General features: G+C 56.5%; 13 protein-coding genes. 11 read left to right on the plus strand and 2 right to left on the minus strand.

What is annotated here, in order from left to right:
- Window positions 1-152 precede the first annotated feature (152 nt).
- Genes J5286_RS29105 through J5286_RS29115 form a run of 3 tightly spaced genes read left to right on the plus strand, consistent with a single transcriptional unit; the run spans window position 153 to window position 5,615 of the window.
- The gene (locus tag J5286_RS29105; protein WP_209193465.1) at window positions 153-929 is read left to right on the plus strand and encodes an ImuA family protein; all 777 of its coding nucleotides are present in this window, start codon (window positions 153-155) and stop codon (window positions 927-929) included.
- The gene (locus J5286_RS29110) at window positions 850-2,361 is read left to right on the plus strand and encodes a Y-family DNA polymerase (protein WP_209193466.1); all 1,512 of its coding nucleotides are present in this window, start codon (window positions 850-852) and stop codon (window positions 2,359-2,361) included. Before J5286_RS29105 ends, J5286_RS29110 begins: the two co-directional genes overlap by 80 nt.
- Window positions 2,358-5,615 (plus strand): error-prone DNA polymerase, encoded by a 3,258-nt coding sequence (locus J5286_RS29115; RefSeq protein WP_209193467.1) that lies wholly within the window; start codon window positions 2,358-2,360, stop codon window positions 5,613-5,615. Before J5286_RS29110 ends, J5286_RS29115 begins: the two co-directional genes overlap by 4 nt.
- Window positions 5,616-6,126: 511 nt before the next feature.
- Here J5286_RS29115 and J5286_RS29120 read toward each other — a convergent pair.
- Together J5286_RS29120 and J5286_RS29125 are read right to left on the minus strand one after the other, a co-directional pair.
- Window positions 6,127-7,023, minus strand: a complete 897-nt coding sequence (locus tag J5286_RS29120; protein ID WP_209193468.1) for a dihydrodipicolinate synthase family protein — start codon at window positions 7,021-7,023, stop codon at window positions 6,127-6,129.
- A gap of 109 nt (window positions 7,024-7,132) precedes the next feature.
- A complete protein-coding gene (locus tag J5286_RS29125) occupies window positions 7,133-8,335 on the minus strand; it encodes a pyridoxal phosphate-dependent aminotransferase (protein ID WP_245206646.1) in 1,203 nt (400 codons plus the stop codon).
- 255 nt (window positions 8,336-8,590) lie between these two features.
- On the opposite strand from J5286_RS29125, the gene J5286_RS29130 reads away from it, so the two are divergent.
- From J5286_RS29130 to J5286_RS29165, 8 genes are all read left to right on the plus strand, one after another.
- On the plus strand, window positions 8,591-9,499 hold the full coding sequence (locus J5286_RS29130; protein ID WP_209193469.1) for an ABC transporter substrate-binding protein: 909 nt from the start codon (window positions 8,591-8,593) through the stop codon (window positions 9,497-9,499).
- Window positions 9,500-9,567: 68 nt separating this feature from the next.
- The gene (locus J5286_RS29135; protein WP_209193470.1) at window positions 9,568-10,299 is read left to right on the plus strand and encodes an amino acid ABC transporter ATP-binding protein; all 732 of its coding nucleotides are present in this window, start codon (window positions 9,568-9,570) and stop codon (window positions 10,297-10,299) included.
- A gap of 12 nt (window positions 10,300-10,311) precedes the next feature.
- Entirely contained in the window at window positions 10,312-10,983 is a 672-nt protein-coding gene (locus J5286_RS29140) for an amino acid ABC transporter permease (protein ID WP_209193471.1), read from the plus strand.
- A 2-nt stretch (window positions 10,984-10,985) separates the two neighbouring features.
- Window positions 10,986-11,651, plus strand: coding sequence for an amino acid ABC transporter permease (locus J5286_RS29145; protein WP_209193472.1), 666 nt, complete (start codon window positions 10,986-10,988; stop codon window positions 11,649-11,651).
- 14 nt (window positions 11,652-11,665) lie between these two features.
- On the plus strand, window positions 11,666-12,472 hold the full coding sequence (locus tag J5286_RS29150; RefSeq protein ID WP_209193473.1) for an IclR family transcriptional regulator: 807 nt from the start codon (window positions 11,666-11,668) through the stop codon (window positions 12,470-12,472).
- A gap of 31 nt (window positions 12,473-12,503) precedes the next feature.
- On the plus strand, window positions 12,504-13,277 hold the full coding sequence (locus J5286_RS29155) for an amino acid ABC transporter ATP-binding protein (RefSeq protein ID WP_209193474.1): 774 nt from the start codon (window positions 12,504-12,506) through the stop codon (window positions 13,275-13,277).
- 330 nt (window positions 13,278-13,607) lie between these two features.
- Entirely contained in the window at window positions 13,608-14,603 is a 996-nt protein-coding gene (locus J5286_RS29160; protein WP_209193475.1) for a dihydroxyacetone kinase subunit DhaK, read from the plus strand.
- Window positions 14,603-15,214 carry a dihydroxyacetone kinase subunit L gene (locus tag J5286_RS29165; protein WP_245206647.1) on the plus strand — a complete coding sequence of 204 codons (612 nt, stop codon included), beginning with the start codon at window positions 14,603-14,605 and terminating at the stop codon, window positions 15,212-15,214. The genes J5286_RS29160 and J5286_RS29165 overlap by 1 nt, the downstream gene beginning before the upstream one ends.
- Window positions 15,215-15,690 lie beyond the last annotated feature (476 nt).

Raw genomic sequence — 15,690 nt, forward strand, 5'->3', positions numbered from 1 at the left:
CGCTGAATTTTCATTTCTCAGGATAATATTCCCATCCTCTCGGTTGCTTGACTCTCTGCTGCAACGGGAACAGAAACGGAACATCCGCATTTTGTCCAGCATGATGCTGGCCCAACAAAACCGACACACGACCTTGAAGGGAGCCGTGAACGATGACTGCTGCCCGTGCCCCGGGGCGATCAGACGTGATATTGGATGTGATCGCAGATTTGCGTGAGCGGATCACGACGATGGAAGGCGTATCGGCGAGAAAGGTCGGCTGTCTTGCCTTCGGCGTTCCCGAGATCGATGCGATCCTGCCCGGCGGTGGGCTGGCCTACGGCGCATTGCATGAGTTCGCAGGCGGCGGGGCAGGGACCGTCGATGGTGCAGCCGCAGCCTTGTGTGCCGCCGGCATTGCCGCGCGCACCAAGGGCCCGATCGTCTGGTGCCTGACCCGGCCCGACCTGTTCTTCCCCGCCCTGGCGCAGGTTGGCCTTCATCCAGACCGGGTGATCTTCGTCGAGTCCGACAAGGAAGAGGACGTGCTCGCCAATATGGAGGAGGGCTTGGCCTTCGGTGGTCTCGGCGCCGTGGTCGGCGAGCTCGTTCGGTTGCCGATTGTCAGTTCCAGGCGGCTGCAGCTTGCCGCGGAACGCACGGGCACCATGGCGCTTGCGGTGCGGCGATGGCGACGGCAGACGGAGGCTAACGATTTTGGTCAGCCGACGGCCTCAACGACGCGGTGGCGTGTCAGTGTCATGCCGTCCGAGGACCTTCCGGTGCCTGGTGTTGGCCGGGCGCAGTGGTTTTTGGAATTGATGCGCGTGAAAGCGGGTGAGTGTGCTGAGTTTCTCGTAAGGGCATGTGATGACAAGGGTCGTATCGATCTATCTCCCGGATCTGCCGACCGATCGGATCAGACGCGACGATCCGTCCATTCCGGCTGAGCAGGCAATCGCGGTGATCGCCAGGAGCGGCTCGAAACGTTGGGTGTCGGCTGTTGATGCGGCTGCACGCAAAGCCGGCCTGCGCGTTGGCATGCCGGCGGCCAAGGCCCAGGCGCTGTTTCGCGGACTGATGCTTGTTGATGCCGAGCCGGATGTCGACGCGGCGGCGCTCGAGCGGATAACGCTATGGGCGCTCACCCAATACTCGCCGATCGTTGCCGTCGACGGCACGGATGGGATCGTGCTCGACACGGAAGGCGCCGATCATCTGCAGGGTGGTGAACTGCCCATGGCCACGAAGATCTCCAACCAGTTCCTGGCGCGCAAGCTGACGGCGCGCGTTGCGATCGCCGACACCTTGGGTGCGGCCCATGCCTGCGCGCGGGCCATCAGCCGCGAGACTGTCATCGTACCTGTTGGCAAGACCGTTGCTGCCGTTGAAAAGCTGCCGATCACGCTGTTGCGCCTGCCGGAGAAGATCGTCGGAGATCTCCGCACGCTCGGTTTCCAGACTGTCGGCGAATTGGCCAATACCCCACGCGCGCCGCTGACGCTGCGTTTCGGACCGGAAATCGCCCGGCGCCTCGACCAGATGTTCGGCCGCGTCGCAGAGCCGATCGATCCGATCCGAACGCCAGAGCTGGTCGAGGTCGCAAGAGCCTTCGCAGAGCCAATCGGGGCTGCCGAGACCATCGACAAATATGTCGGCCGCCTGGTCGTGCAGCTGATCGGCGAGCTGCAGAAACGCGGTCTCGGCGTGCGCCGCGCCGACCTGATCGTCGAGAAGGTCGACGGCAGCAGGCAGGCGATCCGTGCCGGAACGGCCAAGCCCGCCCGTGATGCCGCCTGGCTCACCAAGTTGTTTCGTGACCGCACGGAAAAGATCGAGCCCGGCTTCGGGATCGAAAAATTGACGCTGGTTGCCGTCATGGCTGAACCGCTTGAGGAACTGCAAAGGATCTCGTCCCTGGTCGAGGACGAAGTGAGGGACGTCACTCCTCTGATCGACATTTACGGCAATCGCGGACAACGGGTCTATCGTGTGGCGCCGGTTGCATCAGACGTGCCCGAACGCTCGGTTCAACGCATTGCCGCCGCATCAGATCCGCTCGAAGTCGCATGGGTCGGTCATTGGCGCCGGCCAGTCCGCCTTCTGCCGCGACCAGAGCTGATCACGGCAATCGCCCTCATGCCGGATCACCCGCCGGCCTCGATTGTGTGGCGCGGCCGGCGGCGAAAGGTCAAGCGGGCCGACGGTCCGGAGCGCATCTTCGGCGAGTGGTGGCAGCGCGACGCCGAGATGGAGGCGGTCAGGGACTACTTCGTCATCGAAGATGAAGCCGGCGAACGGCTCTGGGTGTTTCGAGCAGGTGATGGTGTGGATCCCGAGACCGGTGACCATCGCTGGTTCATGCACGGGATATTCGCATGAGCTACGCCGAGCTCCAGGTCACGACGCATTTCTCGTTTCTGCGCGGCGCATCGTCTGCCAACGAGCTCTTCACCCGCGCTAGGGACCTGGGCATCGAAGCGATCGGTGTGGTCGATCGCAACAGCCTGGCTGGTATCGTTCGTGCGCTTGAAGCGTCTCGCGCCACCGGCCTGCGACTGGTCGTCGGCTGCCGGCTGGATCTGGCTGATGGCATGTCGGTGCTGGTCTATCCGACCGATCGCGCCGCCTATTCCCGGCTGACGCGCCTGATCACCCTTGGAAAGAGCCGGGGCGGAAAGAACAACTGTATTCTTCATTGGGACGACGTAGTTGCCTATTGCGACGGAATGATCGGCATTCTGGTGCCTGATCTCGCTGACGAGACCTGCGCCGTGCAGCTGCGCAAGCTGGCCGAGATCTTTGGCGATCGTGCCTATGTGTCGCTCTGTCTGCGCCGGCGGCCGAACGACCAGCTGCGCCTGCACGAGATCTCCAACATGGCCGTGCGGTTCAAGGTCAAAACCGTGGTCACCAATGACGTGCTCTTTCATGAACCGGGCCGGCGGCAGCTGCAGGATATCGTCACCTGCATCCGTCACAAGACCACGATCGATGACGTCGGCTTCGAGCGCGAGCGCCACGCCGATCGCTATCTGAAACCACCGGAGGAAATGCAACGGCTGTTCCCGCGTTACCGGCAAGCGCTGGCGCGGACGATGGAGATCGTGCGGCGTTGCACGTTCTCGCTGGAGGAGTTGACCTATCAGTACCCGGAGGAAGCGATCGTTCCAGGCAAGGATGCCCAGTCCTCGCTCGAGCACTATGTCTGGGAATGCGTGCCCGATCGTTACCCGGAAGGCCTGCCGCCGGATGTCCTGAAGATCGTGCGCCACGAGCTCGACCTCATCCGCACCATGAAATACGCGCCCTACTTCCTGACCGTTTTTTCGATCGTCCGTTACGCCCGCAGTCAGGGGATCTTGTGCCAGGGCCGCGGTTCGGCAGCCAACAGCGCCGTCTGCTATATTCTCGGCATCACCTCAATCGACCCCTCGACCAACGACCTGCTGTTCGAGCGCTTTGTCAGCCAGGAGCGCGACGAGCCGCCTGACATCGATGTTGATTTCGAGCACGAGCGGCGCGAAGAGGTCATTCAATGGATCTACCGGACCTACGGGCGGGAGAAGGCGGCGCTTTGCGCCACCGTCACGCGCTATCGCGCCCGCGGCGCCATCCGCGATGTCGGCAAGGCGCTCGGACTGCCTGAAGACGTGATCAAGGCACTTTCGTCAGGCATGTGGTCCTGGTCGGAAGAGGTCTGCGATCGCAATGTCCGCGAACTCAATCTCAATCCGGAGGATCGGCGTCTCGTCCTGACCCTGAAACTGGCACAGCAACTGATGGGGGCGCCGCGCCATCTCGGCCAGCATCCGGGTGGCTTTGTCCTGACCCATGACCGGCTCGATGATCTCGTTCCAATTGAGCCGGCGACGATGAAGGATCGACAGATCATCGAGTGGGACAAGGATGATGTCGAGGCGTTGAAGTTCATGAAGGTCGACATCCTGGCACTCGGGATGCTGACTTGCATGGCCAAGGCGTTCGCCCTGATCCGAGAGCACAACGATCAGGACATCGATCTCGCAACCATCCCGCAGGAGGACGCGGCGACCTATGCGATGATCCGCAAGGCGGATACGCTGGGTACCTTCCAGATCGAAAGCCGCGCCCAGATGGCAATGCTGCCGCGGCTGAAGCCGCGCACCTTCTATGATCTCGTCGTGCAGGTCGCGATCGTTCGCCCCGGACCTATCCAGGGTGACATGGTCCATCCCTATCTGCGTCGACGCGAGGGCAAGGAGGCAGTCGAGTACCCGACGCCGGAGCTTGAGGCGGTGCTAGGCAAGACGCTTGGTGTGCCGCTGTTTCAGGAAAGTGCGATGCGGGTCGCGATGGTCTGCGCCGGCTTCACCGGCGGCGAGGCAGACCAGCTGCGCAAATCCATGGCGACCTTCAAGTTCACCGGTGGTGTGTCGCGGTTCAAGGACAAGCTCGTGTCCGGCATGGTGAAGAACGGCTACACCCCTGCGTTCGCCGAGAAGACATTCTCGCAGCTGGAAGGCTTCGGATCATACGGCTTTCCGGAAAGCCACGCGGCATCCTTCGCCCTGATTGCCTATGCCTCGAACTATATCAAGCGTCATTTCCCCGAGGCGTTCTGCGCGGCGCTGATCAACAGTCAGCCCATGGGGTTTTACGCACCGGCCCAGATCGTCGGCGACGCGCGAGCCCATGGCGTCGAGGTGCGTCCCGTCTGCATCAACCGGTCCCGGTGGGATTGCACCCTGGAGAGAATAGGTAACGGCGATCGGCATGCCGTCCGGCTGGGTTTCCGGCGGGTCAAGGGCTTGGCGGTCGCGGATGCGGCCCGGATTGTCGCGGGCCGCATGAACCGCGACTTCCAGTCTGTCGATGACACCTGGCGCCGGTCCGGTGTACCAGCTGAAGCCCTCGTTCAGCTTGCCCAGGCCGATGCCTTCCTGCCGTCGTTAAAGCTCGAGCGCCGTGATGCACTCTGGGCGGTCAAGGCATTGCGCGACGAACCCCTGCCGCTGTTTGCCGCGGCCGCTGAGCGCGAGATGCAAACCATCGCCGAACAGCAGGAGCCAGAAGTGGAGCTTCGGCAGATGACCGATGGCCACAACGTTATCCAGGACTACAGCCATACCGGTCTGACATTGCGCCAGCATCCGATCGCCTTTCTCCGCAAGGATCTGCAGGAGCGCAACATCATCACCTGCAGCGAGGCGATGAATGCGCGCGATGGACGATGGGTCTATACGGCTGGCCTCGTCCTCGTGCGCCAGAAACCAGGGTCGGCCAAGGGTGTGATGTTCATCACCATCGAGGACGAGACCGGGCCGGCCAACATCGTCGTCTGGCCAACGCTGTTTGAAAAACGTCGCCGCGTCGTGCTTGGATCCTCGATGATGGCGATCAATGGGCGGATCCAGCGGGAAGGGGAGGTAGTGCACCTCGTCGCGCAGCAGCTGTTCGATCTATCGGCCGAGCTTTCTGGGCTGGCCGATCGCGATGCCGACTTCAGGCTGCCGACGGGCAGGGGCGACGAGTTTTCCCACGGCGGTGGTCCGAATCCGCGCGACGCGCCGAAGCCGGTCGTGCAGGCGCGGGATATGTTCGTCCGTGATCTTCATATCGATACGCTGAAGGTGAAGGCGCGGAATTTTCATTGACTTACGGCACAAGCTGAACTCCCAGGGTCAGCCAGAATGCCGGGGTTTTAGGCTCAACCGCACTGGCGCCCACGACATCCTGCATTCGATCGCACGGACGCCCCGCAGTTTTGAGGTCGTTATGCCCAATCGAAGGCGAAGCGGAAAGCAAAGTTCAATCTTTATCGCGAGGTGAACATGCGTCGCGCTCGTTCAGCGCCGCCCCGGACTGGTTGACTTCTTTCCGGGGACATTTGCCTCGTCCGCTCGGCGTCCAAAACCAAACGGGAATACACGAGGCTAGGAACAGGCCGGTGAGCATGAATAAGGCACTTTGTATCATGCCACTTGGTGCAACGCATGAGCAGATTATCTCCACAAGACTGGCCGCCAGTACGGCGACTAGCATGAGAACGCCAAGGAATATCTGTACGATCTCAATTGTCGAAATGCGTTCGCGCTCACTTCCCGTCATGCCAGTCCTCGCTTGAAATGTGGTGAGGTAATGCACCACCTCACCACAGTCGCTTTTTTAGACTTCTTCGAAACGCAAGACGTTGGTCAATTCGCGCTTAATTTTCTCATGCTGTTCTGTTGACGTCTCCGGCATGGGCATGCGAGGCAGACCCGCCTCCGTGCCTTGGAGCGATATCGCCGTTTTGATATTCGCGGGAAGATTGTCGGCGTAAATCGCATTCCAGAACCGCAAAAGAGCCTCATGGATTTTCTTCGCACGCTCATGGTCGCCGCGCTGAACGGCATTCCACAGTGCAAGGCATACGCCAGGTACTGCCGCAGGGTTAGCAGCGATCGTACCGTGGCATCCGAGCGCGAAGGACGGATAAAGCAGCGCATCCACAGCCGTGTATACCTTGCAATCCTCGGGGATGCCGAGCATCAGGTCGGCCATCATTTTAAGGTCGCCAGCACTTTGCTTAACGCCCTGAACGTTAGGCAAATCGCGCATAAGCTTAATGAGTAGCGTGGGGCTCAAATAGTTCCACGGTATAACATTATAGATGATGATTGGAACGTCCGTCGCTTCGTTGAGAGCTTTGAAATGCTCGAACGTCGCATTCTCATCGGGTTTGAAGACGTAGTGAACCGGAGTAACCTGGAGGCCCTGCACTGATAGGTGAGCGATTGCTTTCGCCCGACGGATTGAGTCACGCGTGGAGTTTGCGATGATACCTGCGATCACAGGGATCCTACCGTCTACCTCTTCGACGGTCATTTCCATTAGGCGCGCGAATTCTTCTGCCGTCAGAGTGTGACCCTCCCCGGAGCTTCCGCCTACGCAGACACCATGAACTTTCTTTCTCAGGTTGAATTGAACAATGTTGCGAAATGCCGCTTCATCGATCTCACCGTCTTTTGTGAAGGGGGTTACAATTGGAGGGATAATCCCATTAACGTCTTTCAAGCTCATCGTACTCTCCTCGTTATGGTTTGCTTGGTCGTGTTGAACGGTGTGAACGCATGGGTAGAAAGCGCTCTTGGAAACCTAGTTGATCTCCGACGCTCTACAGGTGCGCCCTCTAATTTGAGTTAGGCAGGTTTCTCAGGAAACTTTCGAGGCGACGTGCACCCTCTGCGATAAGTGTTGGGTCAACTGCGAAGCACACCCGGAGAAATTGTTCTCCCCCTGGCCCAAAAGCCGATCCCGGTGCTACGCCCACGCTCGCTTCGCGTAAGATCTGGCGGGCCATCTCGTAGGCGTTGTTCATGCCTCGTACGGAGAAGAAGAAATAGAAGGTGCCTTCAGGCCAGAAAACCCTGACGTTCGGAAGGTTGTCTAAGGCAGAGCAAATGATTTCACGTCCGCGTGCTGACCGTTCTACGAGCGATCGAATGAAACCGTCGCCCTCGTCCAGCGCTGCTACCGCCGCATACTGATTGAAAGTCGCAACGCTGGTAGTGTTATATTGACTCATGTTGTCGAACACGGTGGCCATGCCGTGCGGGAATATAACCCAGCCGACCCGCCAACCTGTCATGCACCAATTCTTAGAGAACGTATTCGTGATAATGAGACGGTCGGTCGGTTCCGTGATCTCTAGGAACGATGGAGCCAATGAGCTGCCATTATAGACGAAGTGGCTGTAGACCTCGTCCGAAATGATCCAAATTCCTCGCGATCGGGCAAAGTCACGGAGCGCAATCATTTGCTCCTTTGGCATAACCCACCCGGTGGGGTTCGACGGAGAGTTGATGACAATCGCTTTCGTTCGCTGAGTGGTTGCGGCAAAAACATCCTCTAGGTCTAGCGTAAATCCGCCTCGCTCTCTCGTCCTATATGAAACTGGAACAACCGTTCCACCGAGGATCCCGATAATCTCCAACGAGTTAGGCCAGGCTGGGACTGGAACAATGACTTCGTCGCCCGGTTCGAGAATTGCCTGCATTGCCTGCATTATCGCTTGGACGCCGCCCGCAGTCACACTGAAACGCTCCGCGCCAACATCGACCTTCCAATGACGCTTATGGTAGCGGTTCAATGCTTCGCGCAACGCGGGGACGCCGTGAGAATACGTATAACGAGTATAGCCAGCGGCTAATGCTGAAATGGCCGCGTTTTTAATAAAGTCAGGAGTGGGAAGGTCGCCTTCGCCGATCCACAACTTGATCACATCTGGATCCTCGCGAGCCAAATCTGCGATATCACAGATCTGATTCAACTCGATTTTGCTTATTCGAGAGGGGGTGCCGGTTATTGGCCACTCATGAGCTCGAAAATCCATTCTCATCAATCTCCCATTAGCCATTATTTGCCGCTTGGCGCGATGCTGGGCATCGACCGCCGACGGCATCCCCCCAGCGCCATTCCATCATCAACGTATATTCCGCATTACGGAATATGGTCGCCACAAACGAAACATAAATATTTTTTTCCGGAATAGTCAACAGTCATGTTGCCAAGTTTGATTATTTATGCGCTTATATTAATGCAAGTCATTCATATTCCGCTATACGGAATAAAAAAGGGGAGAATACGAATGAAGAAGCTGGTGTCGCTCGTAGTAGGGCTCATTCTTGCCGCGTCCACAGGTGCGAACGCGGCGGACGATCCGAGGGGAACGTTGGGAGAGATTCTCAAAGCCAAAAAGATCGTGATCATGAACGATCTCTCTGCGGCCCCGTGGCAATTCCGCGATGCAAATGGCAATCCCGCGGGATTTTCCGTTGATCTTGATAGGCTAATTGCCTCAAAACTCGACGTTGATCTTGAAATGCGCAATGTTGAATGGGCGGGTCTCATTCCGGGGTTGCTCAGCCGCAAGTCGGACATTCTGGCGACAAGCATGTCAATGACCTACAAGCGCGCAGAGCAGGTGCTGTTCACAACGGGGAATTGGTATTCCACCGGTGTTGTTGCTGCCGTGAAGCCGGAGAACAACGGGAAGTCTTGGGAAGATCTCAATCAGTCGGGCAAGCGCATCGCAGTGAAAGCTGGGACCACAGCGGTTGACGCTGCGAAGCAGTTTTTCGCTAATGCGGAAACGCAGAGCTACCCAAATGATGTCGATACTTACCAGGCATTGAAAACCGGGCGCGTCGATGCAGTTTTGGCCGACAATGCTGTCTTGGGAGCCATTAAGGCGGATTACGGGTTCGAAGCGCTCGCCGTTCCGCGGCAACTGATCACGAGCGACACGTGGGGCTTCGCTGTTCGCCCAGGCGACTTCTACATGTGGCAATATCTCAACTTCTTCCTCGCCCAGATCAATAAGAGCGGCGAGTTGGACGCGCTAAACAAGTACTGGGCGCAGGGAGACACTTGGAAGAAGGACTTCCTGGAGACAAACGGCGGCGTGTCGGACGAGCGTAAAAAGCTGGTCGAGCTCTTGGGCATCGGTGCCTACGTCTCAGAGGGTGGCAAGGCAAGCCGACTGACACTCGAATAGCGCAGCGACTTGGGCGCCTGCCATCGCAGGCGCCTTCGACGGCTCCAAAAACAAAAAAGGGGATCGCCATGCCATTTTTCGAGGCGCGCGACGTCAATCTGCATTTCGACCGATATCACGCACTACGTGATGTGTCACTTTCGTTTGAAAAGTCTGATGTTACAGTGATTTGCGGACCGTCCGGATCTGGCAAGAGTACGTTCATCAGAGCGATAAATCGATTGGCCGGACCGATAGGGAAAGGGCAAATTCTCTTCAAGGGCCAAGATGTCTTGATGATGCCTGCTAATGAGCTCCACCGCAAAATTGGGATGGTCTTTCAGCGTTTCAACTTGTTTCAACATTTGACTGTACTAGACAATATCGCCTTGCCACAACGTCGTGTGCTGCGCCGCAGTCGCGAAGAATCAAACGAGCGAGCGATGAAACTGTTGGACCGTGTGGGGCTTGCGAACAAGGCGTCCTCCTTTCCGGTCGAACTCTCAGGCGGACAGCAGCAGCGAGTGGCGATTTGCCGGGCTCTGGCGATGGAGCCAGAACTCATGTTATTTGATGAACCCACTTCTGCCCTAGATCCTGAGATGGTTGGAGAAGTTCTACAGGTAATGCGTGAGCTGGCAAGATCGGGGATGACGATGATCGTCGTCACGCATGAAATGGGCTTCGCCAGGGAGCTTGCTAACGAAATTGTCTTCCTTGAGAACGGACAGCTTGTCGAAAAAGCGCAGCCGTCTGATTTTTTTTCCCAGCCAAAGTCGGAGCGCACTCGTGCGTTTTTGGACCAGATCCTCCGCCACTAAAGGGATTCAAAAATGTTCTCGGATGCCTATGATTTATTTTGGCAATATCAAGACACATATCTCACCGGCCTACAAAATGCCTTGAGTGCTGCGGCTGTCGGCCTCTTGCTTGCGTTCCTCGTCGGAATGACCACGGGGATAGTCCGTTTTGCGACCAAGGGCATGTGGGCGCGCCTTGCAGCGGGATACGTCTCGTTGGTGCGAAATACCCCGCTACTGGTTCAAGTATATTTCATTTACTTCGGGTTGCCCGCGATGGGCGTGACGATATCCGCATTCTGGACCGGGGTAATCGCGCTCACGTTCAACTCCGGCGCTTACATTGCGGAAATGGTAAGAGGAGGCTTTTCTTCGATCTCAAGAGGACAAAGTGAAGCGGCGATGTCGCTGGGCCTTAGGAAGCCCCTTTTACTGAGAAAGGTCCTTCTCCCGCAAGCTGCACCGATCATTCTTCCTGCCATTACCGGGCAATTCGTACAGCTAATCAAGGACACGTCTCTCCTCTACACGATATCGGTGCTGGAAATTACAAAGGCTGCAGATGACGTGGGCAATGAAACCTACCAATTCCTCCCCGCTTATCTCGTAAGCTGCGTGATGTACATTGTCATCTGTATCGTACTCAATCTCCTGGTCGATCTTTATGAGAGCCGCGCTGGGTTTTCACAGTATAAGAGAGCTTGAGTATGGAAAACATTATATCTGTCGCCCATGATGCGTTGACTTTGATACTTACAGGTCTGCCAATAGTATTGCTTTTGACGGTCTTGGCTTTTTTTCCAGCGCTCGGAATTGGTATTGTCGGAGGTTTGGCGGCCTCCAGTCGATACAAAGTCCTCCGTATTGTGGCATCTTCCTATGTTTACGTGTTCAGAAGTACGCCATTCCTAATGTTCATTTTCCTGGTCTACTACGGATTGCCTGCCTACGATGTCGATATTGGTCCGGTTACGACGGCCGTCATAGCTCTTTCCTTGTCGCATGGGGCCTATATGACGGAGATCATTCGCGGTGGTCTCAAAGGTGTGGACAAGGGGCAGAATGAGGCGGCGATCGCGCTCGGCTTTAATTTTCTCCAGCGGATCAAGGATATTACGCTGCCCCAAACGTTGATGATGATCATTCCATCTCTGCTCGGTCAGGCGATTCTCATCATCAAAGACACATCGCTAGTTTCGGTTGTAGGGATTAGCGAGATTACAAGGTTGGGCCGTGAGGTGGTCATCCGGACCAATGAGCCATTTATCGTATTTACCTTGCTCGGGATTACCTACTTTGTTGTATGCTCCATGCTGGAATTGGTTGCCCGAAAACTCGAGAATCGAGCACGGCGTGTGCTCTCGGGACATTGACGCAGGATGAGACAATGGAACGAAGTGCAGTTTTACCCGAGTTTATAGCTGAAAACACCACGCGGGCTGTCGACGGACGGGACGGCGGCGCCAAGTCGCTGCGCAAGATGGCGATGGTACTCGATAGTTTCTCGAGATCAAAGACGACAATGACCGTTGCAGAGCTAGCAGAGGCGACCGATCTCCCTAAGACAACCATTCATAGGATTGTCGCTTCCTTGAGAGAGGTCGGCCTTCTTGATCAGGACGGTCGGCGTCAAGGGTATCGGCTAGGTCTGAAGATGTTTCAGTACGGCAGCAGCGTTCTGGCAAGCCTTGACACGCCGACGCGTGCGCATCCGCATATGGCCCAACTACAGCAACTAACAGGCGAAATCATTCACTTTCACATGTTCGACGGAAGTCAGATGGTTTGTATCGAGCGGGAGGAAACGGGCTCATCGAGCCTGACAACGCTTCAATCTGCCCCAACCTACTGCACAAGCGTTGGAAAGGCATATTTGGCCTATCAAGATGAAGAACTCGTTCGCAAGCTCGCGGCGGAAGGTTTGAAAGCGCGTACCCCCCATACCATTACGACATTGCCCTCTCTCTTGGAGGACTTGGAGCGAACGCGGGCGCGCGGGTACGCAATCGACAATGAGGAGATCGAACTTGGTGTGCGGTGTGTTGGGGCACCGGTTCGAAATTCGGCGGGGCGAGTTTTCGCGGCAGTTAGTGTTTCCGGTCCAGTCGAGCGAATGCCTGATTCTAGAGTGAGCGGCCTTGCTCCAGTGGTTATCAGGACTGCAAATGACATCTCTGCCGCTCTCGCAGAGTAACAAGTCCAAAACGGCACGGAGTTTTAGATCGATGATCACATTGAATGGCCTGCGGACTGTGGAAGGTTCGAACGAAACTGTCGTTCAAATTTCGAGTTTGAACAAATGGTACGGCGATTTCCACGTTCTGCGCGACATCAACCTGAAGGTTATGCGCGGCGAACGCATCGTCATCGCCGGCCCTTCGGGTTCGGGCAAGTCGACGATGATCCGTTGCATCAACCGGCTGGAAGAGCACCAGAAGGGCCAAATCATCGTCGATGGCGTCGAGCTGACCAACGATCTCAAAAAGATCGACGAAGTGCGCCGAGAAGTCGGCATGGTGTTCCAACACTTCAATCTATTCCCGCATCTGACGATCCTGGAAAACTGCACGCTGGCGCCGATCTGGGTGCGCAAGATGCCGAAGAAGCGGGCCGAAGAGATCGCCATGCACTTCCTCAAGCGCGTGAAGATCCCCGAGCAGGCCAACAAGTATCCGGGCCAGCTCTCCGGCGGCCAGCAGCAGCGCGTGGCGATTGCCCGCTCGCTTTGCATGAACCCGAAAATCATGCTGTTCGACGAGCCGACATCGGCACTCGACCCTGAAATGATCAAGGAAGTGCTCGATACCATTGTCGGCCTTGCTGAAGAAGGTATGACGATGCTGTGCGTGACCCACGAAATGGGCTTCGCCCGCCAGGTCGCCAACCGCGTCATCTTCATGGACCAGGGCCAGATCGTCGAACAGAACTCGCCCGCCGAGTTCTTCGACAATCCGCAGAATGAACGCACCCGGCTCTTTCTCAGCCAAATTCTCAACTGATCGTCGCATCACTATCGAGTTCTGGCGAGGGCAACTGACGTTCAGGCGACTGTCCTTAAAGATCGCCGCGTCGGTTATTAAAATCACGCCATGGGAGCTCGGCGCAGGCTGATCAAACGGCATTCGCAAAGCGTAACCGACAAGCTGTTTCGTGTTGGTTTTTTAAACAACATTCCCCAGAGACCGCTCAGGAAGCGAGTTCTTATCCCAATAGGCAACCCCGTCGAACAACACCACTTAGCGTGCTCAAAGTGTTGTCGACCGCGCAACTTTATACAATTCTTTCTATGAGAGATGGAATTCCGCAATGCGGAATATATGGAGGGACTGATGAAGAAACTGATGAATGGTCCGGCAGACTACGTTGACGAGGTTCTTGAAGGCCTCGTGCTAGCTCATCCGCGGCTAACACTTGACGGTTCGGCAAAGCGTGTTGTTCGACGCCGGGAAGGAGTAACAAAAGGCAAAGTCGGAATCGCATCAGGCGGTGGTTCCGGTCACCTGCCTCTGTTCGCCGGCTACGTCGGGAAGGGTATGCTAGACACATGCTCGGTTGGAAACGTCTTCGAGGGACCAAATATCGATAGCTGTATAGACGCAATAAAGTTTGCCGACGGGGGCGCCGGGGTGCTCCGTCTCTACGGGAACTATGGGGGAGACCGTATGAATTTTGACATGGCCGGCGAGTTCCTCGACGGCGAAGTAGAAACGACGACCGTGCTTGGCACGGACGATATCGCTAGCGCCCCGCCAGAAGAAGGCGCAAAGCGCCGTGGTGTGGCAGGGATTATCTACGCCTATAAGATCGCAGGCGCGTGCGCGGAAGAAGGCGCCGACCTAAAGGCAGTAACCGCAGCGGCACGCAAAGCGGTCGGAGCGACAAGGACAATTGGAATCGCACTTGCTTCGTGCCAAGTCCCCGGTGCGGCGAAGCCAACCTTTGAGATAGCGTCGGATGAGTTTGAAATGGGCATGGGTATTCATGGAGAGCCCGGTCTTTGGCGAAGTAAGATCAAGCCGGCGGACGAAATTGTCGATGATATGATGAGGCAGATACTTGCTGAACGTCCTATCGGACATGGCAACAAAGTATCCATCCTAGTCAATAGCCTCGGTGCGACGCCACTGGAGGAATTGCTGATCTTGTATCGTCGAGCTCAACTTCGCGCAAAGGAGTTCGGGCTCGAGATCGTCCAACCCCATGTCGGCCACTACGCAACGTCGATGGAAATGTCAGGCGCATCTATAAGCCTCTGCTTCCTTGATGAGGAGCTGGAACATCTTCTGGGCGCCCCCTCGGCGAGCCCGTTCTGGGAGGTAAGATAATGCAGAGTATTACTGTCGAAACTCTTAGAAGCGCGATCGGAGTTGCGAATTCTCGCATGATAACGCTCGAGGCAGAGCTAAATGACGCAGATTCCAAACTCGGTGACGGCGATACGGGCGTGATGTTGACGCGGGTCTTAAACAAATTCGCTGAAACCGAGTTCGCTGGGTGCGATTTGGGCAATGCGCTTCAGACACTAGCGCGTGCTGCCGCGGCTGCCACAGGGTCAAGCCTCGGAACGTTGTTTGCTACTGCTTTGTTAACAATTGGAAGAATGACGAAAGGAAACGAGACGGCCCAATGGGACGAATTAGCCGGATGGTTGAAGGCTGCTTTGGAAGCAATGATCCAGAGAGGGGGCGCGTCCTTGGGTGACAAGACGGTTCTTGACGCCATGGACGGCGTTGCAAAGGCCATCGAGGGTCTAGATAGCGCGCGCGCGATCTCAAAGGCGTCGTCAGTTGCCGCCAATCGCGTACTCGATGATTTCAGGAGTAAGCCGTGCAAGATTGGGCGTGCTCGAATGTTTGCCGAAAAAAGCGTGGGGATTGACGATCCTGGCATGCTCGGATTTGTGCGCCTAATAGATGCTCTCGCGGACGGCCGCTAAATTTGTTTAAGGGTGCCAAGACCGCGGATGTCCGGTGACTTATAATCGCCGGACTTTTCGTGCGCTCGACTACTTAAAGAAACTCATAACGCATCCCCTTCGTCAAACGTTGATTGCTGAATTGCGGACCGCTCTGGCTAAGCTCGCGACAAGTCACTGTCGCATGATGTTCAGCTTTCTTTGATTGAGGTTGGCAAGGAATTGTGCTGGCTAATCGCTGATATAAGCTCAGCAAGTAGGTCGGCGTTCCCGACGACCGTAGTATTCGTCAGCTACGCAGCTCACGACGCCCTCCTCGCGTGCCCGTTAATGCGTTTCGCATTTCAGAGAGTCTTACGCCTCTGTAGTTGACAGCTCCGTTATCAATCCCTAACGTAAAATCCGAAACGTCATCCCGGATACCGGAATTTAGATTTTGAACCTTGATAGGGCGTTTCAGGGATCAAGGAGGAGAGTTTCATGAATCAAGAAAGCAA

Source organism: Rhizobium sp. 16-488-2b (assembly GCF_017741815.1).
GTDB lineage: Bacteria > Pseudomonadota > Alphaproteobacteria > Rhizobiales > Rhizobiaceae > Rhizobium.